The organism is Microbacterium sp. 05T445 (assembly GCF_056395865.1).
The window spans coordinates 1,764,443-1,786,098 of sequence record NZ_JBFTKJ010000002.1; the positions used below are offsets into that span (position 1 = coordinate 1,764,443).

A 21,656-nucleotide genomic window follows, 5' to 3' on the forward strand; every position below is an offset into this window, starting at 1 on the left:
TCAGGCGTGGCCCGCGCGCTCCATGGCGCGCAGTTCCTTCTTGAGGTCCTGCACCTCGTCACGCAGCCTCGCCGCGAGCTCGAACTTCAGCTCTCCGGCGGCCGCCAGCATCTGCTGACTGAGATCAGCGATGGTGGCCTCGAGCTGCTCGGCGCCCTCGGCGGCGATCCCCTCGCGCCGCAGCTGCGGAGTGGGGCTCTTGCCGACACCCGACTTGGTCTTGGCCGCCGCCTTGCCGCGCAGCATCCGGTCCGTGTCGGAGGCCTCGCGCGCGAGCACCTCGGTGATGTCGGCGATCTTCTTGCGCAGCGGCTGCGGGTCGATGCCGTTGACCCTGTTGTACTCGACCTGCTTCTCGCGGCGGCGGTCGGTCTCTTCGATCGCCTTCGCCATCGAGTCGGTGACCGTGTCGGCGTACATGTGCACCTCACCCGACACGTTGCGCGCCGCGCGGCCGATCGTCTGGATGAGCGAGGTGCCGCTGCGCAGGAACCCCTCCTTGTCGGCGTCGAGGATCGACACCAGCGAGACCTCGGGCAGATCGAGTCCCTCGCGGAGCAGGTTGATGCCGACGAGGACGTCGTAGACGCCCGCGCGCAGCTCGCTGAGGAGCTCGACGCGTCGCAGCGTGTCGACGTCGGAGTGCAGGTACCGCACGCGCACGCCGTGCTCGCCGAGGAAGTCGGTGAGCTCTTCGGCCATCTTCTTCGTGAGCGTGGTGACGAGCACGCGCTCGTCGCGCGCCGCGCGGATGCGGATCTCCTCGAGCAGGTCGTCGATCTGACCCTTCGACGGCTTGACGATGATCTGGGGGTCGACGAGGCCGGTCGGGCGGATGATCTGCTCCACCACTCCGTCGGCGATCCCCATCTCGTACCGGCCGGGCGTGGCGGACAGGTAGACGGTCTGCCCGATGCGGTTCTTGAACTCGTCCCAGCGGAGCGGGCGGTTGTCCATCGCGCTGGGCAGCCGGAAGCCGTGCTCGACGAGCGTGCGCTTGCGCGAGGCATCCCCCTCGTACATCGCCCCGATCTGCGGGACGGTCACATGCGACTCGTCGATCACCATGAGGAAGTCGTCGGGGAAGAAGTCGAGCAGCGTGTGCGGCGGCTCCCCCGCCGAACGTCCGTCGAGGTGCCGCGAGTAGTTCTCGATGCCGGAGCAGAACCCGAGCTGCTGCAGCATCTCGAGGTCGAACGTGGTGCGCATGCGCAGGCGCTGCGCCTCGAGCAGCTTGTTCTGCGACTCGAGCTCCTTGAGCCGCTCGGCCAGTTCGTCCTCGATCGTGCCGATCGCCCGCTGCACGGTCTCGGTCCCCGCCGCGTAGTGCGTCGCCGGGAAGATCGGCACGCTGTCGAGGCGCTGCACCACGTCGCCCGTGAGGGGATGCAGCATGAACAGCGCCTCGATCTCGTCGCCGAACATCTCGATGCGGATCGCGTACTCCTCGTACACCGGGATGATCTCGATCGTGTCGCCGCGCACACGGAAGTTTCCGCGTGAGAAGTCCACGTCGTTGCGGTTGTACTGCATCGCGATGAACTTGCGGATGAGCGCGTCGCGGTCGTACACCTCGCCGACCTGCAGCGCCACCATCGCGCGCAGGTACTCCTCGGGCGAGCCGAGGCCGTAGATGCACGACACGGTGCTCACCACGACGACGTCGCGCCGGCTCAGCAGCGAGTTCGTCGTCGAGTGCCGCAGTCGCTCGACTTCGGCGTTGATCGAGGAGTCCTTCTCGATGAAGGTGTCGGTCTGGGGGACGTACGCCTCGGGCTGGTAGTAGTCGTAGTAGCTGACGAAGTACTCCACCGCGTTGTGCGGCATGAGCTCGCGGAACTCGTTCGCCAGCTGGGCGGCGAGCGTCTTGTTGTGCGCCAGCACGAGCGTCGGCCGCTGCACCGCCTCGACGAGCCACGCCGTGGTCGCCGACTTGCCCGTGCCGGTCGCGCCCAGCAGCACGACGTCGGTCTCGCCGGCGTTGATGCGCGCCGCCAGTTCGGCGATGGCCTGCGGCTGGTCGCCGGACGGGGCGAATTCGCTCACGACCTCGAACGGCCGCACGGATCGAGTGGTCTGCACCCGTCCAGCGTAGGCGTCGCCTCCGACACGGGGGCGGAGTTCGCGGCGAGCGGATGCCGCCACCCGCCCCGCCGGAGGGCCCGGCTAGGTCTGCGCCGCGCGCTCGGCGAGGTGACGGTCCAGCGCCTCCCACAGCCCGTCGACCTGGTGCAGCGTCTCATCGACCGTGCCGCCGGTCTCGATCACCACGTCGGCGATGGCCAGCCGCACGTCGTCCGCGACCTGGGAGGCGATGCGCGCCGCCGCCTCCGCCTCGCTGAGCCCGCGCAGTTCCACGAGCCGGCGCGCCCGTACGTCCACGGGCGCGTGGGCGACCACGATGAGCTCCCACGGGTCGCCGACGCGCGCCTCGACCAGGAGCGGCACGTCGTAGACGACCACCGCATCGGGGTCGGCGGCGAACGCCTCCGCGAACCGCCGAGCGGACTCGGCCTTGACCGCCGGGTGCACGATCGCGTTCAGCCGCGCGATCGCCGCGTCGTCGCCGAACACCCGGGCTCCCAGCGCCGCGCGGTCCAGCGAGCCGTCGGGGCGCAGCATCCGCTCGCCGAAGGCGTCCGCGATCGCGGACAGCACCGGTGAACCCGGCTGCTGGACTTCGCGCACGAGCTGGTCGGCATCGACCACCACGGCGCCGTGCTCGGCCAGGCGGTGGGCGATCGTGGATTTTCCCGAGGCGATGCCTCCGGTGAGCGCGACGAGGGGCATGCATCGAGGATGCCACGCCCGCCGCGGATGCGTGCGCCCTGCGACGCCGCCAAGCCTGCGCCGTTCCTGAGGCTGGGCTGAGCACGCATTGAGGGGCCGGGAGTAGCCTCGGGGCACCCGAAGGGAACGATCCGCCGTGTGGTACTGGGGAGGGCGGGGTGATGAACGTCGAACGCGACTGGGGAACGAACGACGAGATCCCGTCCTGCCGCGCGCGCCGCGCCCGCCGTCTTCACGATAGCCGTCGCAGCGGGATCACCCGAGGGAACGGACCGGCCGCGATGTTGGGGACGCTCGCGGCTCCGGTCCGTGCTCCGAGGACGCGCGAGGGGCGGGGCAGGGGGTACTCCCCCGCCCTCCGCGCGACCCCGGGTTCGCGCGCAGCCCGTCGTCGCCGTCGGACCACGCGCGTCCCGTGAACGGTGGCGGAGAACACCGGTTCGAGGCGGCATTCTGGGATATCATGACCGACGTCCAGGATCCGTCCACCGTGTCACCGGATCCGGGGGGTGCACCGGTGGAAGAAGCGCGCGTCGCCGTCGTGATCGAGGACGAGGAAGACATCCGCTCGTTGCTGTCGACGGTGCTGTCTCAGGCGGGCTTCGAGGTGCACGGTGCGGCGAACGGCGCCGAAGGCGTCGACCTCGTCCGCATCCACCGGCCGCTGGTGACGACGCTCGACGTGAACATGCCCGGAATGGACGGCTTCGAGACCGCCAAGCGCATCAGGGCGATCAGCACCACCTACATCGTGATGCTCAGCGCCCGCACCGAGGAGATCGACGCCCTGCAGGGTCTCGAGGCCGGAGCCGACGACTACGTCGCCAAGCCGTTCCGCCCTCGCGAGCTGCGCGCCAGGATCGACGCGATGCTGCGCCGGCCGCGTCATGTCGTCGCACCCGAGGACGCGCCACCACCCGCCGTCGCTTCCGCCGACGGCGCGTGGCTCGAGCATCACGGGCTCCGGCTGAACGTGCAGACGCACATCGTGAGCGTCGACGGCCACGACATCGAGCTCACCCGCAGCGAGTTCGACATCCTCGCCGACCTGCTGGTCGCCGGGCGTCGGGTGCGTGCGAAGTCCGAGATCGCGCTGATGCTCCGTGGCGACCAGTACGCGGTCAGCGACTTCGTCTCCGACAGCGATGCCCGCGCGATCGAGGTGCACATGGCGAACCTGCGTCGCAAGCTCGGCGAGTCGCCCTCCCATCCACGGTGGATCGAGACGGTGCGCGGCGTCGGCTACCGGCTGACCGCCTGAGAGCGACGACCGGCGGGGTGCCGCTACGGACCTTCGTCGACCAGCACGGAGGTCTCCACGTTCGCAGCCGCACGGGCTGCCGCCTCGCGGGCCGCTCGCACCAGCTCCGACGGGTCGTGACCGGAGGTCTCGCTGAGGGCCACCCCGACACCCACGACGGGGATCACTCCCCCGCCCACCTTGCCGAGGTCGTCGAACAGTCCGCGATAGATCGCCCCGGCCGCCCGCCGCGCCTCCTGCGCAGACGTCACCGCGAGCGCCACCACGAGTCCGGTGGCACCGTCCTGGGCGACCACGGCGTTCGTGGGAGCGTGGCGCCGCACGCCCGAGCGCCAGGTCTCGGAGACGGCGCCGGCCACATCGCTCCCGAACGCGGTGGATATCTCGTCGAGGTCGTCCAGCCGCACGGCGGTCACCGCGATCTGCTCGGATCGTCGCGCTCCTCGCCGGCACAGCGCAGCGAGGGCCGTGTCGAACGACTCCGCGGAGACGATCCCCTCATCGAGGTCCGCCGATCCGCCGTCGCGCAGGTACCCGCGCATCGGCGCGCGACTGGCCCGCAACACCGACGTGACGACGACGGCGACGATGGTGAGGGTGACGGTGAGCACACCCGTGCTCACCGTGCCGAATGCGCTCTGGAACAGAGCGCTGTCAGGCCCCGACGTCAAGAATGCCGTCGTGCGGGAGATGTAGTACAGCGACTCGAAGCCGAGCACGGCGCCCAGGACCCAGGCCGTGCGCGACTCGCGCAGCTCGCCGCGCAGGCATTCGACGGCGCCTGCCGCCGCGAAGCCGAGCAACGGCAGGAACATCCAGAGCGCGCCTGCCCAGTCGCCGCCCTGGTCACCGGCCACCACGACGGCGGTCCCGGCGGCGACGACTGCCGCGGCCACCAGCACGGACGACCACCGCAGGCCCCGTCCGTTGAATCGACGGCATCCGAGCCACATGCAGCCCGTGCCCGAAACGAACGCCGCGTTGCCGATCGCGATCGCCCACCATGCACTGTCCGACTGGACCCAGATCGTGTAGGCCAACGTCGTCAGCATGGCCGACAGGAAAGCCAGCGACCAGATGCGCCCCGCCCCCTCGTCCCGGCGGAGCAGCGTCTCCAGGATGAAGAGCACACCGCTGACGTTGACGACCAGCGCCGTCATGATCACGACCGTCGCCACGTCGAGGCTCATGGTGTCTCTCCCTCCGGTCGGATCGCGGGCAGCTTCACGATGAACGTCGAGCCGACGCCGACGGCGCTGTGGAGTGCGAGTTCGCCGCCGTGCGCGCGGACGATGTCGCGGGTGATCGCCAGGCCCAGCCCGGTGCCCGCGCGGCGTTCGCGCCCTGCCTTGTAGTACCGCTGGAACAGCCGTGATCGGTCCGTGTCCGAGATGCCCACGCCGGTGTCGCGCACCAGGACCCAGCTCGACGTGCCGTCGCTCGTGGTCCCCACGAAGACCGTGCCGCCGTCCTTGTTGTAGACGATCGCGTTGGAGACGAGGTTGTCGACCACCTGCCGCAGCCGGAGCGGGTCCGCCCACGCCGCGGCGGGCTCCAATCCCGTCACGTCGATCGTGATCGCCCGTGCAGCGGCGCGCGGGACGGCGTCGGTCGCAGCGCCGCGCACCAGCTCGCGGAGATCGACGGGTTGAGCGACGAGGGATGCCTCGACCGACGACGGCGATGAGCTCGACGCGGCCAGGATGTCGGCCACGATGCGCAGCAGTCGCTCGGCGTTGCGCTCGGCGACGTCGAGTCCGGCCCGCACGTCATCGGGCGTGTCGGGATCTTCGATGGCGAGGTCGAGGTAGCCGAGGATCGACGTGAGCGGCGTCCGCAGCTCATGCGAGACCGACGCGACGAGATCGTCGCGCGCACGGAGGGCAGTGAGCTCCGCGGTGATGTCTCGCGACACCACCACGGCGCCGGCATCCGCACCGTCCGAGTCGATGAGGCGGCGCGCGGTGATCGTGAGGGCGCGTCGCGGTCCCGGCTCGACACCGAACCACACCACCTGGTCGTCGAACGACTCGCCGCGGCGGGCCCTCTCCAGTGGAAGCTCATCGGGCGGGAGAGCCGCGGCACCGTCGTCACGGAACACCGCGACCTGCGCCTGGTCGTCGGGTTCGAGGCCCTGCAGCAAGCGGCCGTGCGCGTTGTTGGTGATCGCGATCCTCCCGTCCGCACCGATGCGGACGATTCCGAAGTCCACCGCATCCAGCACTTCGGTGAGGACCTGCTCCTGACGCCGCGTGCGCGCCAGGACGCTGCGCAGCAGGTCCGACTGCTTCGCGAGGAGCATGCGCTGCGCATCGGAGCGCCGTGCGTTGAGGTTGCTTGTCGCGGCGACCGCGATGAGCACGAGCGGGAGGAGGAAGGTGCGGTAGGTGACCTCTGGTGCGGTGAGGGCGGTCAGCACGCTCACGATGCCGGCGATCGCGACGATGACCCCGAACAGCCCGAGCAGGCCGAACCCCCCGGCGAGCCAGGTCGTCGGGAAGATCCACAGCAGGCCGAGCACCGTGTCGGGTGCGGCGACCTGCATCATCGTGATGGCGATGATGTCGGCCGCCGGGACCAGCGCCACCCATCCGTACGGCAACCGGCTCCACGGCACGATCAGCGTCCCCGCGGTGACCCCCATCACCACGACCAGGCCCAGGAAGAAGAGCACCGGATCGCCGGAGAAGGGGCCGAGTGCCACCATCACGCCGAGCACGAAGACCACCGCGGCCAGCAGCAGCTGGTTCAGCGTCGCGGTGCGGCCCCGCGTGCGGTCGGCGGCATCCGGAGCGGTGCCGACGGCGCGAGGACGAGCGACGGGTGCACCCGGTTCGCCCGACGTCGCGGCGGTCATACCGTGACGGTAACGGATGCCGCGTCCTGGCGGGAGGGTGGGACCTCCGTCACGCGTGTGCCGCGAGCGCCTCGCTGAGCCAGCGCGCGTAGGCGTCCCACGGGTCGTCGACGCCGGCCGCCAGGGCCTCGATGTGGGCCTGGAGCGCCTCGGAGCTGCGGAACCACTCGGTGCCGCCGTGGCGGTCTGCGGAGAACTGCCGGTGGCGCCGCTGCTCGAGCGCCCGGCCGCCGCGCTCGAAGGCGAGCAGCTCGTCGTGCCGGATCGCCCCCAGCCGCTGCCGAGGATTGGCGCTGGTGCCGATCTTCACGCGGTCGGCGTACCGGATGTAGTAGACGACGTCCACACGCGGCGGCGCGAACTCGGCGTCAGGGATCTCGCCGTGGCGCCACTCGCACACCGCGCACAGCCAGCCCGACGGGTAGCGCGCTCCCAGCCGCGAACCGCACACGACGCAGGGCGACGGCAGCACGTCGGTCACACCGTACTCGGCCGCCGCCCACTCCGCGGCGACGGCGAGATGCGCCTCGCACAGGGGCAGGGGCGCGTCCGCGGGCACCGGCCCACGGCATCCGTCGTCGTCGACGAGGCAGCGCGCAGCAGCAGGGTTCACGGGCACACGGCGATGCTAGGTGAGGCCCCCGACGTCGGTCTCGGCCGGAGGGGTGATCGGATGCCGCGGGCCGCGGCATCCGATCGTCCACGCATGCGAAATGGCCGCCACCCGGAGGTGACGGCCATTTCGGACCAGACGGTTCAGCGAACCGGACGGCTCAGCTCAGGATCAGCGACCCGAGAGCTTCTCGCGCAGAGCGGCGAGGGCCTCGTCGTCCGCGAGCGTGCCCGCGGGGCCGCTGTCGGACGAGAACGACGTCGCACCGGTCTCGATCGGAGCAGCCGCCTCGGCCTCGAGGGCCTTGGTGACGGCAGCCTTGTGGGCCTCCCAGCGAGCGTGGGCAGCGGCGTACTCCTGCTCCCACTTCTCACGCTGCTCGTCGAAGCCTTCGAGCCACGCGTTGGTCTCGGGGTCGAAGCCCTCGGGGTACTTGTACTCCCCGTGCTCGTCGTACTCCGTGACCATGCCGTACAGGGCCGGGTCGAACTCGGTGCCGTTGGGGTCGACCGACTCGTTGGCCTGCTTGAGCGACAGCGAGATGCGGCGACGCTCGAGGTCGATGTCGATGATCTTGACGAAGACCTCTTCGCCGACCGACACGACCTGCTCGGCGAGCTCGACGTGCTTGCCCGACAGCTCCGAGATGTGCACGAGGCCCTCGATGCCGTCCGCGACGCGCACGAACGCACCGAACGGAACGAGCTTGGTGACCTTGCCCGGCGCGACCTGACCGATCGCGTGGGTGCGGGCGAAGACCTGCCACGGGTCCTCCTGCGTCGCCTTCAGCGACAGGGAGACGCGCTCGCGGTCGAGGTCCACCTCGAGGATCTCGACGGTGACCTCCTGGCCGACCTCGACGACCTCGGACGCGTGCTCGATGTGCTTCCACGAGAGCTCCGAGACGTGGACGAGACCGTCGACGCCACCGAGGTCGACGAACGCACCGAAGTTGACGATCGACGAGACCGTGCCCTTGCGGACCTGGCCCTTGTGGAGGTTGTTGAGGAACGTGGTGCGCGACTCGGACTGCGTCTGCTCGAGCAGGGCGCGGCGCGAGAGCACGACGTTGTTGCGGTTCTTGTCGAGCTCGAGGATCTTCGCCTCGATCTCCTGGCCGAGGTACGGCGTGAGGTCGCGGACGCGGCGGAGCTCGATGAGCGACGCGGGGAGGAAGCCACGAAGACCGATGTCGACGATGAGACCACCCTTGACGACCTCGATGACCTGGCCGGTCACGACGCCGTCGTTCTCCTTGATCTTCTCGACGTCGCCCCATGCACGCTCGTACTGCGCGCGCTTCTTGGAGAGGATGAGGCGGCCTTCCTTGTCCTCCTTCTGGAGAACGAGGGCTTCGACCTCGTCGCCGACCTTGACGACCTCGTTGGGGTCGACGTCGTGCTTGATGGAAAGCTCACGCGAGGGGATGACACCCTCGGTCTTGTAACCGACGTCGAGGAGGACCTCGTCGCGGTCGATCTTCACCACGGTGCCCTCGATCAGGTCGCCGTCGTTGAAGAACTTCAGAGTCTTCTCGACCGCGGCCAGGAAGTCCTCAGCAGATCCGATGTCGTTGATCGCGACCTGCTTGGTGGCCGGGGCGGTCGTTGCGCTAGTCATGTAGTGGGTTGTCCTTGTTGGGTTGGATGTCGGGCCGTGGCTGTCGACAGCACCCGGCCGCGAGAGCGCGAACGGATGCCTCGAGCCGAGGCGAAGCGGTTTTTCGATCGATGCCACTCGGACCCTTGCGGAATCCGGTCACCGGCGCGAACCGGCATCCTGGCGTGGCGAGACAGCCACACGAGTGACACTCCAGGGTATCAGAACGCCCGGGTCATCTGCGATGTTCCCGATGGGCACCGGATCGGCCTCCGACGCGGGCCGCGCGGCTCACCGCGGCAGGTCGATCGGGGCGGTGTTGGTGCGGTCGGGATCGAAGCGTTCAGGGGCGGATGCCTGCTCTCCGCGCAGCTGCGCGAGCCTCTCGTCCTCGCGGCGCTGGGCGTCGGCGAGCCAATCCCATCCCGACGTCGGCGCGGCCGCACGACGCACCTCGGGCACCGGCACGGTCGGCTGGTTCCCGTCCGCGACGGCGGACACCGTCACGGTCGCCGGCGCCTCCGGCGCGGGGACCGCGCCGACGTAGGGGTCACCGCGGCCGGCTGCGCCGCGCAGACCCGCCTGCTGGATGACCCGCTGGATCGTGAGACCGCGCTCGTCGGGATCGCCGACGTACTTGATCTCGCGGAGCCCCTGCTCCTGCGCCGCCGATTCGAAGACGAAATGGCCGTATCCGAAGATGCGGCCGATGACCGGCTTGTACACCGAGATGTCGAGGATGCGGGCGAGCGGCATCGTGGCGATGCGCTGCGAAAGGATGCCGTGCACGCGGAACACGCGCATGTTCGTGATCACGAAACGGTCCATGTGCTGCTCGAAGAACCGCCAGATCGCGTGCAGCGTGACCGCGCCGCCGATGAGTGCGGGCGCCCACCAGGCCTGCGCCGGAACGAAGAACGCCAGCAGCAGCACCACGACGCCCGCGAACAGCTCGAGGACGGCGGAGACGGTAGCGGCCCAGTGCTTGCGGACCTCGTCGACGACCCGCTCCCCCTGATCGGAGATCAGGTGCTTCTCGATCCGCGGATCGAACATGCTCAGCCCGCAGCGAGAGCCATGAAGAAGTTGACCACGGCCTCACCTGCACCCCACACGGCGCCGACAGCGCCCTGCACCGCATTGGCCGCATCCTGCGGCCGGGTGATGAGGTAGAACGCCGCGAACGCGATGACGAGCACCACGACGATGCGCTTGACGAGCTTCACGATCCGGGGTCCCTTCGACTTCTGCTGTTCTACCGTACGAAGGCCCGCACGCGCGCAGGCGCGCGGCGCGTCGCGGATCAGGGGCGCAGCAGCACTTTGATCGCGCGTCGTTCGTCCATCGCAGCGTACGCCTCGGCGGCCTCTGCGAGCGGCAGCTCGAGGTCGAACACGCGGCCGGGTCGGATGGCGCCGGAACGGACGTCGGGCAGCAGCTCCTCGATGTAGCCGCGCACCGGCGCGACGCCACCGTTCACGCCGACGTTCCGGTTGAACATCTGGCGCACCGGCAGCTCGGGTCCGCCGTTGGGCACGCCGACGTAGCCGACCATCCCGCCCGGACGCGCCGAGCGCAGGGCCTGATCCATCGACTCCTTGGTGCCGACGCACTCCAGCACGCGGTCGGCGCCGATGCCGCCGGTGAGGGCCCGGACCGCCTCGACGCCGGCATCCCCCCGCTCCTCGACGACATGGGTCGCGCCGAAGTCCCGGGCGAGAGCCTGGCGCTGCGGATGCCGCGACATCGCGATGATCGTCGTCGCCCCGAGCCGCTTCGCCGCGATGATCGCGCACAGGCCCACCGCTCCGTCGCCCACGACGGCGACGGTGTCGCCGGGACCGACGCCCGCCGAGACCGCGGCGTGGTGGCCGGTGCCCATGACGTCGCTGAGAGTCAGCAGACCCGGGATCTCGGAATCCGTCACCGGCGCCGGAACGACGGCGAGGGTGCCGTCGGCCAGCGGCACGCGCACGCGCTCCCCCTGGCCGCCGTCGGCGAAACCCCCGACACGGTCGTCGCTGCCCCACCAGCCGCCGTTGAGGCAGGAGGTGCTGACGCCGTTGCGGCAGTTCGCGCAGGTGCCGTCGCACACGTAGAACGGGGCGATCACGAAGTCGCCGGGGCGCACGACCTGCACCTCGGGTCCGACCTCCTCCACGATGCCCACGAACTCGTGCCCGATGCGGTGCGGCTCGTGGGTCGCGGTGACGCCGCGGTACGGCCACAGATCGGAGCCGCACACGCACGCGGCGACGACGCGCACGATGGCGTCGGCGCCCGTGGAGAGCACCGGATCGGGGACGTTCTCGACGCGGATGTCACGGGCGGCGTGGATGACGGTGGCGAGCATGACTCGAGCCTAGATCCGCCGGCCCCTGCCACGATGGGCCCATGTGGATCGGCTGGATCGAATTCGACCTGCTGCTGGGCGACGTGCGTTCCCTGAAGGAGAAGCGCAGCATCCTGCGGCCGCTCATCGCCGAACTGAGCCGACGCACCGAGGCGGCGGCCGCGGAGGTCGGCGAGCACGACCTCCACCGCCGCGCGCGGATCGGCGTCTCCATCGTCGCGTCGGGATCATCGCACGTGCGGGACGTGCTCGATCGCGCCGAACGGCTGGTCGCCGAGCACCCCGAGGTGACGCTGCTCTCCGCGCGCCGGGGGCTGCACTCGAGCGAAGACTGAATCAGCCGCGCAGCGCGTGACCGATGAGCTCGTCTCCCGCGCCGAAGCGGATCGTGCGCCCGATGGTGGTGTCGTCCGCGATCGCGTCGGCGATGACGGCCGCCACGTCCGCGCGCGCGACGGCGCCGCGTCCGCCCGGATCCAGCTGGATGCGCCCGGTCGGCGGGTCGAACGTGAGCGTGCCGGGCGCGAGGATCGTCCAGTCCAGCCCGCTGGCCGCGAGGTGCGCGTCCGCGGCCCACTTGGCGTCGGCGTACGGGAAGAACGAATTGCTCGGATCGACGCCGTGGTCGGCGCGGGAGCCGATCCACGACACCATCACATAGCGCAGCGCGCCGGCCGCGGCGGCGGCATCCATCGACCGGATCGCGGCGTCACGATCCACCGCGTACGTGCGCACGGGGTCTCCCCCGCCGGCGCCGGCCGACCACACCACGACGTCGTTGCCGGCGACGAGGTTCGTCAGCTGCGCGATGTCGAGCGTCTCGACGTCGGCGACCAGCGGCTGCGCGCCCGTGGCCGCGACCTCCGCCTCGTGGTCGGGATCGCGGATCACCGCCGTGACGGTGTGGCCTGCGGCGACCAGCAGCGGCTCGAGCAGCAGCGCGACCCTGCCGTGCCCTCCGAGGACCATGATGCGCGTCATGGTGCTCCCTTCGCCGGCCCCCACGCTACGCCGCGTCACCCGTGCTGTCAGGCCGCCAGGCTGACGCGCTCGGCGGTGATCGCCCGCACGGCGTCACGGCCCGCCCGGTTCGCGCCCACGGTCGACTGCGACGGACCGTAGCCGATGAGGAACAGGCGCGGCTCGTCGATCGACCGCCCGTTCTCGACGCGGAACCCGCCCTCGGGCGTCCGCAGGCGCAGGGGTGAGAGGTGGTCGAGCGCGGGGCGGAACCCGGTCGCCCAGAGGATGACGTCGGCGGGCTCGAACGATCCGTCGGGCATGCGCACGCCGGCCTCCTCGATCGAGGCGAACATCGGATGCCGCACCAGCACCCCGCGCTGCTGCGCCGCGCGCGCCCACGGCGTCCAGTGCATCCCGGTGACCGAGATCACGCTGCCCGGTGGCAGGCCGCGGCGGACGCGGTCCTCGACGCCAGCGATCGCGGCCACCCGTGCCGGGATGTCGAAGTCGTCCTCGATCCACTCCGGCTCGCGCCGGGTCACCCAGAACGTGTCGGCCACGTGCGAGATCTCGTCGAGCAGCTGCACCGCCGACACCCCGGCGCCGACGACGACGACGCGCTGACCGCGGAACTCGTCGGCGGAGACGTAGTCGGCCACGTGGAGCTGCCGGCCGCGGAACCGTTCCTGCCCCGGGTAGCGCGGCCAGAACGGCCGGGTCCACGTGCCGGTCGCGTTGATGACGAAGCGTGCGGCCCACTCGCCGCGATCGCTGTGGACGACGAGCCGCCCGTCGGGCTCGTCGTCTGCGCGGCGCACCGCCGTGACCTTGACCGGACGCAGCACGTCGAGCGCGAAGCGCTCCTCGTACGCGGCGAAGTAGGACGGAAGGATGTCGCGGCTGGCCGCGCCCGGATCCGCCGCCGGCACCGCATACCCCGGCAGCTCGTGGATGCCGTTGACCGTCACCATGCGCAGCGACGTCCAGCGGTGCTGCCAGGCGCCGCCGGGCCGGTCGTTCGCGTCGAGCACGACGAACGTCTCGTCGCCGGCCGCCGCGCGGGCCAGCGGCACGAAGCCTCGCCGCTGCAGGTGGTAGGCCGCCGACAGACCCGCCTGCCCGGCGCCGATCACGACGACGTCGACGGGTGCGGGTTCCATGCCGGCCTCAACAGCCGCCGGCCCGCGGTGATTCCCGCGGGCCGGTGCGGCTCAGTTGAGGCTGCGCGTGGAACGCGGGATCGCTCCGTCGCGGTAGAGGTCGGCTGCCACGTCCTGCAGCGCGGTCAAGGCGACCCGCTGCGGCATCGGGCCGTACGAGACCCGCGCGACGCCCAGCGCCTCGTACTCCGCGGCGGTCAGTGCGCCCGGCAGCCCGATGACGCTGATCTTGCGCTCGCCGATGCCGTCCACCAGGCGACGGGTGATGTCGGCGTTCAGGATGCCCGGCACGAAGACGAGGTCGGCTCCGGCGGCGAGGTAGGCGCGCCCGCGCTCGACCGCATCGGCGATCGACTCGTCGAGCGGCCGGTCGCCCGCGCGCACGAACGCGTCGGTGCGCGCGTTCAGCACGAAGGGCACGCCCTCCGCCGCGCCGGCGGCGACGACCGCCTCGACCACGGCGACGGCCTCGTCGAGCGGACGCAGGCGGTCCTCGATGTTGGCGCCGACGACTCCGACGCCGATCGCCCGACGGACGGTCTCGCCGGCATCGTCGTAGCCGGCGTCCAGGTCGGCGCTGACCGGCAGGTCCCCCGACGCCTCGACGATACGGCCGATCATGTCCAGGGCGATGTCGAGGGGGATGCCGCCGTCGGGGTACCCGAACGACGCGGCGATCGAGTGGCCCGCCGTGGCGATGGCGCGCGTCTCGGGAAGGGCGGCGATCGCGCGTGCGGACACGGCATCCCACACGTTCACGACGCGGAGGATCTCGGGCGCGGCGTGCAGTCGCGCGAGGGTCTGTGCTTTCTCAGCCTGCGTGGTCATGCATGTCACGCTATCGGCGCACCGAGGTGCGCAGGGCCGATCAATCCGGGTCGATGCGTCCGTCCAGGTACCACCAGCGGCCGCTCTGCCGCACGAAGCGGCTCCGCTCGTGCAGCACGCCGCGATCGCGGCCCCAGCGCCACGAGGCGCGGAACTCCACCTCGCCGCGCGCATCGCCGTCGGCGCCGGCCTCGACGTCGACGATCTCCAGACCCGCCCACCGCTGGGCTGGATCGAGCGTCAGGTCGTCGGGGCGCGTGCCCGGATGCCAGGTCTCGGCGAGGTACCGCTCATCGCCGACCACGAACGCGGTGTAGCGCGACCGCATCAGCCGTTCGGCCGTCGGCGCCGGGGTTCCGCGCAGCGCCGGGGCGCAGCATCCGCCGAAGCGGTCCCCGCTGCCGCACGGACACGGATCGTCGTCGGCGACCCGCGCGAACCCGCCGGCGGACGCGTTCGACGCGGCCGCACCGAACGACACGTCAGGCGCCCGCCTTCTCGGCGCACGACACGCAGCGCGTCGCGAAGGGCCGCACCCGCAGGCGGGCGATCGGGATGCCGCGACCGCAGTCCACGCACACGCCGTACGTGCCCGCCTCCCAGCGCTTGACGGCCTCGTCGATCTCGCCGATCTCGCGCCGCGCCGCCTCTTCCAGCGCCACGGCGCGCGCCCACTCCCCCGACAGCGTCACGCCCTCGGGGTCGTGCTCGTCGTCGGCGACGTCGGCACCCCGATCGGCGCGCAATTCGGCGAGCGTCTCATCGATGGTGGCGATGCGCGCGGCGGCGGCATCGTGCAGCTCATCGAGGAGCCCGCGCAGCTCGGCTCTGCTCGCGGCGGAGGTCATCGCACGAGACTACGCCCGGATGCCGACTGCGCGGCGGCGCCGTGCCGGATCAGCCCGTGACCTCCACGGTGAACGTGACGTCCTGGATGCCGCCGTCGGAGTTGGAGAGCACGACCTCGGTGGTGCCCTCGGCCTTCCCTTCGACGCCCGGGTCGAACGTCGCGCCGCCGTCCTCGCGCCCCGGCGTGAAGGTGGCGACCGACGGGTCGGCGACCTCGCCGCTGTAGCTGTCGACCGCGAGATCCCCGGTGTCGATGTTCAAGCACCTGGCCGACCTGCAGCGCGATCGTCTCCCCCTGCAGCGACCCGACGTCGCGCGTCACCGGCGCGACCACCGGCGACGGCGCGGCGCACCCCGCGAGCACGGCGAGCGAGGCGGCGAGGACAACCACGGCAAGACGCTGGGCGATGACCATGCCGTCATGATGGCAGTCCAGCCTCTGCACGGCGAGCATCGAGGCGACACGAGGCCGGACCGTAGCGTTCTCCCAGGTCTCGGTGTGAACCTGAGGGCACGTCCGCAGGCCGGGACCCCGGCCCGGCCCGCTGGACGCCCCCCGATGGCGAGCGTCATGGCGACCCTCTCGTGCCGACCCCCCCGTGGCGCGAGGGCGGTCGCACCACGACCCGCCCCGAAGCCGGCGATCCGAAACCCCCGGACGCGATCGCCGGCTTCTGCACCCTGCAGACTGTGGATAACTCGGCCGGCGCGCCGATGCCGCGCATTACCGTGGTGACCGTGAGAGCACGGATCGCGGCAGTGGCGCTCGGCGCCGCGGTGATGCTGTCGCTCGCAGGCTGCACGACTCCGCCGCCCACTCCGACGCCGACCCCCGCCTTCGCCAGCGACGAGGAGGCCTTCGCCGCCGCCGAGGCGACGTATCGCGCGTACGTGGACGCACTGAACGAGGTGGACCTGGGCGATCCCGAGACGTTCGAGGCGGTGTACGACCTCACGACCGGGGATCTCAATGCGTCGGACAGGAAGTCGTACTCGACCTGGCATGCAGACGGCTACACGAAGATCGGAGCGGCCAGCATTGCCTCGATCGACGCCCAAACGATCGATCTCTCGCCAGTCGCCCGCGTGGTCGCAAACACCTGCTTGGACATTTCGTCCGTCGACGTGCTCGATTCGACCGGCGCCTCAGTGGTCGCACGCGATCGACCTCCTGTCCAGGCTCTCCAAGTCACTTTCGTCAGCGGGTCGAGCCCTACAGCCCTCTTGATCGCCAGCCTCGATCCGGCAACCGACGGTGACCAATGCTGAGTGGGATTGCAGTGGCCCTTGTGGCGGTCCTTCTGGGCTCCCCAGTACCAACTCAGTCCACCTGCGACTCAGCAGGAATCTTCGTCTCCGCCTGCGCCTCAGCCAACGACTCTCAAGTGGACGTCGCCGCGGTGGATGAATCTCCCGATACGCCTGACAACCCCAATGGCGTTACTCGCCAACCCGAGAGTCTTCAATCCCCCGCTCCCCCAGCTCCTCCCGAGGACTGCGGTCCTCTGAACCGGTGCGTCGACTACACCGTCGTCAGCCTCCCCGACGTCACGCTCGCCGACATCGCGTCGTTCCGCCCGGCGCAGCCGACGCTCGCGGGAGAGCCTGCCGGCTTCGGCGTCGTGGGGATGCCGACGAACCTGCTGGCGGCGGCATCCGAGCAGCGCATCCCCGGGACGGTCCTGGGCTGGGATGTCACCGTGCGGTTCGTGCCGGTCGCGTTCGTGTTCGACAACGGCGACGGCACGACGACACGGTCCAGCACCGGCGGCGCATCGTGGCAGAGCCTCGGGCAGAGCCGGTTCACGCCGACCGTCACCAGCCACGCCTACCGCGCCCGCGGGACGTACGGGGTGTCGGTGACCGTGGAGTACGCGGCATCCGTCGACTTCGGCACCGGCTCGTGGCGCGCAGTGCCCGGAGTGGTACGTGCGCAGGCGGCGGGCTACGACGTGCGAGTGGTCGAGGTGCGCACCGCGCTGGTGGACCGCACCTGCGACGAGGCGCCCGCCGGCCCCGGTTGCTGACCGGCGGCGGCGAGCGAGCGCCGTGCCCGCTTCGCGGCACGCACGACGGCCCGCGCAGGCACCCCGATGAGGTAGGCGACGGCGCCGGCGGCGGAGGTGTCCTCCCGCCCCAGCGCGACCCTCCGTTCCCACGCGTCACGCAGGGCGCCGCCTCGCCGACGGACTGCGGGCCGCGGCGCGAGCGAGCCGATCGCACGTCGCGCCACGAGCGCCTCGACGTGGTCGATCCAGTCGTCGGCGTCCGGGGCATGGAAGTAGTTGTCGTCGAGCCACTCGGGATCCGGATGCCGGAACCGCCGCGCGACGACGTCGTCCTCCCCCGCGAGCAGGTCGGCGTCGGCGAGGGTCTCGTTGATGAGGCTCGCCGACACGCCGAACGTGTCCAGCGCGATGACCGGGATGCCGCGTGCGATCGCCTCGATCGCGGCGGTCGAACTCACGGTGACCAGACCCTGCGCGGTCGCGAGTGCGGCCCGCATCGGCGCGGTCGAGGTCACCAGGTTCGGCGGCAGCGGGCCGAGCGAGGCGAGAAGCTCCGGGTAGCCGTCCTGCTCGGCATGGGTCTGGTGCTCGCCGTCCGCGGCGCGCAGCTTCACCACGACGCGCCGCGACGGGTCCACCTCCGCCGCGCGCACGAGCAGTCGCGCGATCCGCAACCGGTCGGCGCGTTCGGCGGGGACCTTGGCCTGCGTCGCGAAGACCAGGTCGGTGCCGCCCGTCTCGCCGATCCGGCGCTGTCCACCGGGATCGGCGGCGTGCGAGCCCCGCGCGAAAGGCAGCGTCGCCAGGGCGTACCGGTGCGCGTAGCCGGTGCGCGCGGAGAGCGCGCCGAACTCCCGCACCTCGCGGCGCGAGTGCACCACGAACAGGTCGCACTGCAGGCGGTACACGACCGCCTTGCGGGTCGCGGGGATCGAGATGCCCGGCAGGCCGGTCACCACCACCGGACGCGGATCCAGGGCGGCGAGTTCTCGCGCGAGCACCCGCACGAGCGGCCCGCGCGCACCGATCACGACGACGTCCGCACCGAGCTCGCCGAGCCGCTCGGCAAGCCTGCCGTGGGCGATCCGCTCCGCTCTCTCGCGCGGCAGACCGCTGCCGCTGAGCGCCGCGGCCAGCTGTGCGTCGCTGACCACCAGGGGCGTGTCGAGCACGAGGAGCGCGGCATCCCATCGATCGCCGATGCTGCCCAGCAGAGCCGCCGCCCACTTGACGTAGGAATCGGTGTCGGCGATCGCGACCACCCGCGGCCGGCGACCCGCCGCGCCGTCGGGCCTCACGCGGGCACGCGGCGCAGCTTCGCCATCGGCGCGAGCTCACCCGGGTAGACGCGCTTGACGCCGTCGCCGAGGGCCGCCTCGATGACGCGGATGTCGCGCACCAGGTGCGACAGCCCCGTCGGCTCGAGCGATGCGGCGTGGTCCGACCCCCACATCGTGCGGTCGAGCGTGATGTGGCGCTCCACGGCGACGGCGCCCAGGGCGACCGCGGCGAGCGAGATCTGCAGGCCCCGCTCGTGCCCCGAGTACCCCACGGGAACACCCGGGTAGCGGTCGCGCAGCGCGGGGATCATGCGGAGGTTCGCCTCCTCCGGCTCCATCGGATACGTCGAGGTGGCGTGCATGAGCACGAGCCGGTCGGTGCCCAGCACCTCGATCGCCGCGTCGATCTGCGGGATCGTCGACATGCCGGTCGAGAGGATGACGGGCTTGCCGGTGTCGCGCAGCGCCTCCAACAGTTCGACATCGGTCAGCGACGCCGACGCCACCTTGTGCGCGACCACGCCGAGGTCCTCGAGGAACGCGACGCTGGGCACATCCCACGGCGAGGCGAACCACTCCAGCCCGCGCAGCAGCGCGTGGTCGGAGATCTCGATGTACTGGTCGCGGTCGAACTCGACCCGGCGCCGGTACTCGAGGTAGGTCATCGTGCCCCAGGGGGTGTCGCGCGGGATGTCGCGCATGTGCTCGGGCGTGGCGATCTCGGGCGTGCGCTTCTGGAACTTCACGGCGTCCGCGCCCGCGTCGGCGGCCACGTCGATGAGCTGCTTGGCCAGCGCGACGTCGCCGTTGTGGTTCAGGCCGATCTCGGCGATGACGTACGCGGGCCGTCCGCCCCCGACGACGCGGGATCCGATGGTGACGGTCATGGTGCCTCCAGTGATGCGGTGGGGTGATCGGATGCCTCGTCCCGCCCTCGAGCGCGGCCGGCGAGCACCCGCTCGGCGAGGTCGCGCACGGCGCCGGCGCCTCCGGGTCGATCGAGCACGACCCGGGCGGCGGAGAGGACGAGAGGATGCGCGTCGGGGACCGCGACGGGCCACCCGACGAGGTCGAGGCACGCGAGGTCGTTGACGTCGTTGCCGAGGTAGGCGATGCGCGAGAGCGGGACGCCGTGCTCGGCCGCCCATTCGCGCAGCACCGCGGCCTTGTCGGCGGCGGCCTGGCGCACGTCGACGCCGAGCTTGCGTGCGCGGGCCGTCACGACCGGGTTCGCCTCGGTCGAGAGGATGAGGAACGGGATGCCGGCGGCTCGCAGCATCCCCACTCCCATGCCGTCGGAGCGGCTCACGGTCACCGATTCGACGCCGTTCTGGTCGACGTGCACGGTGTCGTCGGTGTGCACGCCGTCGAAGTCGGTGACGACCGCGTCCGCGTCGATGGCCCGGCCGCGCGTGGTGCGGTCGATGAGCGGAGCGAGCGCGCGGGCGATCTCGAGCTCTTCGAGGGTGTCGATCTCGATCGCGGTCGCGGGCGCGACCTCGGCGATGCCGACGCTGCCGAAGAAGCGGTGGCCGGCGGCGCGGAAGCCGGTGGCGCGCATCACGTAGAACCCGCCCGTCTCGAGGTACTGCGGGTCGCGGTCCTGCCGGCGCGGCCGCACGTCGACGTCGTGGTTCACGGCCTCCGCCGCGTCGCCGACGCCCTTCTCCCACACGAACCCGTACGACTCGACGGCCGCGAACACGCTGTCGCGCCGACGCGACCGTACGAGGTGGATCGCGTCGGCGAGTGCACCCACGTCGATGAACGGCGAGGTCGCCTGCAGGAATGTCAGTACGCCGACGTCGACACCGCGGCGCTCGAGCTCGTCGAGCGCATGCAGCAGCGCGCTCTCCGAGCTCGATCGGTCCCCTGCCAGGTCCGCAGGCCGCTCGACGACCTCGGCACCCCACTCGGCGGCCACGGCCGCGATGTCGGCGTCGTCGGTCGTCACGACGACCCGGTCGATCGCGGTGCACCGGCGCGCGGCATCCACCGCGCGTGCGACCAGCGGCACGCCGCCCACGCGCTGCAGGTTCTTGCGTGCCACGCCCTTGGACCCGCCCCGGGCGGGGATGATCGCCACCACCTCGCTCATGCCACGGCCTTCCGTGCGGTGCGGCGGCCACGGTCGGCCCGCACCACGGAGCCGGTCCCCGCCAGCACGAGCGGCAGCGTGGTCGCCGTGCTCGAGGGCAGCGTGTGCACCTCGAGCGGTTCCCGCGCGCCGGCGAGCACGAGCTCGACCGGCAGGCCGGTCTCGCGGATGCGCACACCCGGCAGCGTCGCGACCGCGTCCAGCTGCTCGGCCGTCTCCCGGCGATGCGGGAGATAGACGGCCGCGTCGGCGGAGGCATCCCTCACCCACTGCAGATAGTCGATGAGCATCATGCGTCCGTCGACCGGCAGGGCGCTGCCCAGCACGATGCGGGGTCCGAGGTCCGCCGCGGCGGGCGCCGTCGCGCGGGTCCAGGAGAAGTCGTGCCGACGGATGCCGTAGCCGAGGTCGCCGAGCGCGTCCAGCCGGTCGGCGCCGAGGTCGAAGGCGGTGAACATCCCGGCGCGGCGCGCGCCGGCGCGACGGTGCACGAGCTCTGCCGCGAACGGGGCGACGACGGTGGTGAGACCGCGTTCCGCAACGTTCGGCCGTGCGTACGGGCGACGTCCGAGGAGCGTGTCGGCGTACGCGATCGCGTGCGCGCCGTCGTCCAGGAACGTCACGCGGTGCGGGCGCAGCACCGCCGCGGCCAGACGGAACTGCCCCGAGAACCCGTCGCCGACGAGCCAGTGGCCGTGGCGTGCCAGCAGGTTCCACGGGATGCCGAGATACGGCTCCAGGTCGCCGAAACGCGCGCCGCGCGCGAGCAGCTCGTCTGCGGTCGCGGAGATCTGCGGCGTCAGGCGGCCCGCGACGGGCACGACGGCGGAGTGGGCGGCTGCCCACTCGGCGGCGCCGACGAGCTGCAGCGGGGACTCGACCCACGCCAGCACATCCTCACGACCCATGACGCCTCCTCTGCCAGCCGTCCGTCCACGGTGCGCGCGGGATGTGAACGCGACGGGTGCGCCAGGGCGACCTCCGACGGTCCGGCAG

At 71.4% G+C, this 21,656-nt stretch carries 23 protein-coding genes; 4 read left to right on the forward strand and 19 right to left on the reverse strand.

From position 1 onward, the window contains the following. Positions 1 to 2,082: an excinuclease ABC subunit UvrB gene (gene uvrB / locus AC1DDU_RS17920; protein ID WP_477436474.1), complete on the reverse strand. Its 2,082-nt coding sequence runs from the start codon at positions 2,080 to 2,082 to the stop codon at positions 1 to 3. Between the two features lie 84 nt (positions 2,083 to 2,166). Further along, the gene (gene coaE / locus AC1DDU_RS17925; protein WP_477436476.1) at positions 2,167 to 2,790 is read right to left on the reverse strand and encodes a dephospho-CoA kinase; all 624 of its coding nucleotides are present in this window, start codon (positions 2,788 to 2,790) and stop codon (positions 2,167 to 2,169) included. Positions 2,791 to 3,253: 463 nt separating this feature from the next. Between coaE and AC1DDU_RS17930 the strand changes: the two genes are divergently transcribed. Next, on the forward strand, positions 3,254 to 4,051 hold the full coding sequence (locus AC1DDU_RS17930; RefSeq protein ID WP_477436478.1) for a response regulator transcription factor: 798 nt from the start codon (positions 3,254 to 3,256) through the stop codon (positions 4,049 to 4,051). Between the two features lie 23 nt (positions 4,052 to 4,074). On the opposite strand, the gene AC1DDU_RS17935 is transcribed toward AC1DDU_RS17930, so the two are convergent. From AC1DDU_RS17935 to AC1DDU_RS17965, 7 genes are all read right to left on the reverse strand, one after another. Continuing rightward, positions 4,075 to 5,241 (reverse strand): diguanylate cyclase domain-containing protein, encoded by a 1,167-nt coding sequence (locus AC1DDU_RS17935; protein ID WP_477436480.1) that lies wholly within the window; start codon positions 5,239 to 5,241, stop codon positions 4,075 to 4,077. Next, positions 5,238 to 6,908: a sensor histidine kinase gene (locus AC1DDU_RS17940; protein WP_477436482.1), complete on the reverse strand. Its 1,671-nt coding sequence runs from the start codon at positions 6,906 to 6,908 to the stop codon at positions 5,238 to 5,240. Before AC1DDU_RS17940 ends, AC1DDU_RS17935 begins: the two co-directional genes overlap by 4 nt. Positions 6,909 to 6,957: 49 nt before the next feature. Beyond that, on the reverse strand, positions 6,958 to 7,527 hold the full coding sequence (locus AC1DDU_RS17945) for a GIY-YIG nuclease family protein (RefSeq protein ID WP_477436484.1): 570 nt from the start codon (positions 7,525 to 7,527) through the stop codon (positions 6,958 to 6,960). A gap of 165 nt (positions 7,528 to 7,692) precedes the next feature. Further along, complete coding sequence (gene rpsA, locus AC1DDU_RS17950; RefSeq protein WP_477436486.1) at positions 7,693 to 9,141, reverse strand: 30S ribosomal protein S1; 1,449 nt, start codon at positions 9,139 to 9,141, stop codon at positions 7,693 to 7,695. A 270-nt stretch (positions 9,142 to 9,411) separates the two neighbouring features. After that, on the reverse strand, positions 9,412 to 10,176 hold the full coding sequence (locus AC1DDU_RS17955) for a PH domain-containing protein (RefSeq protein ID WP_477436488.1): 765 nt from the start codon (positions 10,174 to 10,176) through the stop codon (positions 9,412 to 9,414). Between the two features lie 2 nt (positions 10,177 to 10,178). Further along, positions 10,179 to 10,346: a hypothetical protein gene (locus AC1DDU_RS17960; protein WP_477436490.1), complete on the reverse strand. Its 168-nt coding sequence runs from the start codon at positions 10,344 to 10,346 to the stop codon at positions 10,179 to 10,181. 77 nt (positions 10,347 to 10,423) lie between these two features. Continuing rightward, positions 10,424 to 11,473: a zinc-dependent alcohol dehydrogenase family protein gene (locus tag AC1DDU_RS17965; protein WP_477436491.1), complete on the reverse strand. Its 1,050-nt coding sequence runs from the start codon at positions 11,471 to 11,473 to the stop codon at positions 10,424 to 10,426. A 41-nt stretch (positions 11,474 to 11,514) separates the two neighbouring features. On the opposite strand from AC1DDU_RS17965, the gene AC1DDU_RS17970 reads away from it, so the two are divergent. Further along, complete coding sequence (locus AC1DDU_RS17970; RefSeq protein ID WP_477436493.1) at positions 11,515 to 11,808, forward strand: DUF503 domain-containing protein; 294 nt, start codon at positions 11,515 to 11,517, stop codon at positions 11,806 to 11,808. 1 nt (position 11,809) lies between these two features. Here AC1DDU_RS17970 and AC1DDU_RS17975 read toward each other — a convergent pair whose 3' ends face one another. The 6 genes from AC1DDU_RS17975 to AC1DDU_RS18000 are packed head-to-tail and all read right to left on the reverse strand — an operon-like array spanning position 11,810 to position 15,534. Beyond that, a complete protein-coding gene (locus tag AC1DDU_RS17975; RefSeq protein WP_477436495.1) occupies positions 11,810 to 12,454 on the reverse strand; it encodes an SDR family oxidoreductase in 645 nt (214 codons plus the stop codon). Positions 12,455 to 12,501: 47 nt separating this feature from the next. Next, the gene (locus tag AC1DDU_RS17980) at positions 12,502 to 13,596 is read right to left on the reverse strand and encodes an NAD(P)-binding domain-containing protein (RefSeq protein WP_477436497.1); all 1,095 of its coding nucleotides are present in this window, start codon (positions 13,594 to 13,596) and stop codon (positions 12,502 to 12,504) included. A gap of 51 nt (positions 13,597 to 13,647) precedes the next feature. Next, complete coding sequence (locus tag AC1DDU_RS17985; protein WP_477436499.1) at positions 13,648 to 14,424, reverse strand: isocitrate lyase/PEP mutase family protein; 777 nt, start codon at positions 14,422 to 14,424, stop codon at positions 13,648 to 13,650. A gap of 40 nt (positions 14,425 to 14,464) precedes the next feature. Next, positions 14,465 to 14,905: a YchJ family protein gene (locus AC1DDU_RS17990; protein ID WP_477436501.1), complete on the reverse strand. Its 441-nt coding sequence runs from the start codon at positions 14,903 to 14,905 to the stop codon at positions 14,465 to 14,467. A 1-nt stretch (position 14,906) separates the two neighbouring features. Then, positions 14,907 to 15,272, reverse strand: a complete 366-nt coding sequence (locus tag AC1DDU_RS17995) for a TraR/DksA family transcriptional regulator (RefSeq protein ID WP_477436503.1) — start codon at positions 15,270 to 15,272, stop codon at positions 14,907 to 14,909. Positions 15,273 to 15,321: 49 nt separating this feature from the next. Further along, on the reverse strand, positions 15,322 to 15,534 hold the full coding sequence (locus AC1DDU_RS18000; RefSeq protein ID WP_477436504.1) for a hypothetical protein: 213 nt from the start codon (positions 15,532 to 15,534) through the stop codon (positions 15,322 to 15,324). A gap of 324 nt (positions 15,535 to 15,858) precedes the next feature. On the opposite strand from AC1DDU_RS18000, the gene AC1DDU_RS18005 reads away from it, so the two are divergent. Both AC1DDU_RS18005 and AC1DDU_RS18010 read left to right on the forward strand, forming a co-directional pair. Continuing rightward, complete coding sequence (locus AC1DDU_RS18005) at positions 15,859 to 16,542, forward strand: hypothetical protein (protein ID WP_477436506.1); 684 nt, start codon at positions 15,859 to 15,861, stop codon at positions 16,540 to 16,542. Positions 16,543 to 16,673: 131 nt separating this feature from the next. Continuing rightward, entirely contained in the window at positions 16,674 to 17,300 is a 627-nt protein-coding gene (locus tag AC1DDU_RS18010) for a hypothetical protein (RefSeq protein WP_477436508.1), read from the forward strand. On the opposite strand, the gene AC1DDU_RS18015 is transcribed toward AC1DDU_RS18010, so the two are convergent. The 4 genes from AC1DDU_RS18015 to AC1DDU_RS18030 are packed head-to-tail and all read right to left on the reverse strand — an operon-like array spanning position 17,219 to position 21,568. After that, positions 17,219 to 18,580 carry a DUF6716 putative glycosyltransferase gene (locus AC1DDU_RS18015; RefSeq protein ID WP_477436510.1) on the reverse strand — a complete coding sequence of 454 codons (1,362 nt, stop codon included), beginning with the start codon at positions 18,578 to 18,580 and terminating at the stop codon, positions 17,219 to 17,221. The genes AC1DDU_RS18010 and AC1DDU_RS18015 overlap by 82 nt on opposite strands. Further along, the gene (locus AC1DDU_RS18020) at positions 18,577 to 19,449 is read right to left on the reverse strand and encodes an N-acetylneuraminate synthase family protein (protein ID WP_477436512.1); all 873 of its coding nucleotides are present in this window, start codon (positions 19,447 to 19,449) and stop codon (positions 18,577 to 18,579) included. The genes AC1DDU_RS18015 and AC1DDU_RS18020 overlap by 4 nt, the downstream gene beginning before the upstream one ends. After that, positions 19,446 to 20,660 (reverse strand): cytidylyltransferase domain-containing protein, encoded by a 1,215-nt coding sequence (locus tag AC1DDU_RS18025; protein WP_477436514.1) that lies wholly within the window; start codon positions 20,658 to 20,660, stop codon positions 19,446 to 19,448. The genes AC1DDU_RS18020 and AC1DDU_RS18025 overlap by 4 nt, the downstream gene beginning before the upstream one ends. Then, on the reverse strand, positions 20,657 to 21,568 hold the full coding sequence (locus AC1DDU_RS18030; protein ID WP_477436516.1) for a hypothetical protein: 912 nt from the start codon (positions 21,566 to 21,568) through the stop codon (positions 20,657 to 20,659). The genes AC1DDU_RS18025 and AC1DDU_RS18030 overlap by 4 nt, the downstream gene beginning before the upstream one ends. Positions 21,569 to 21,656: the final 88 nt, after the last annotated feature.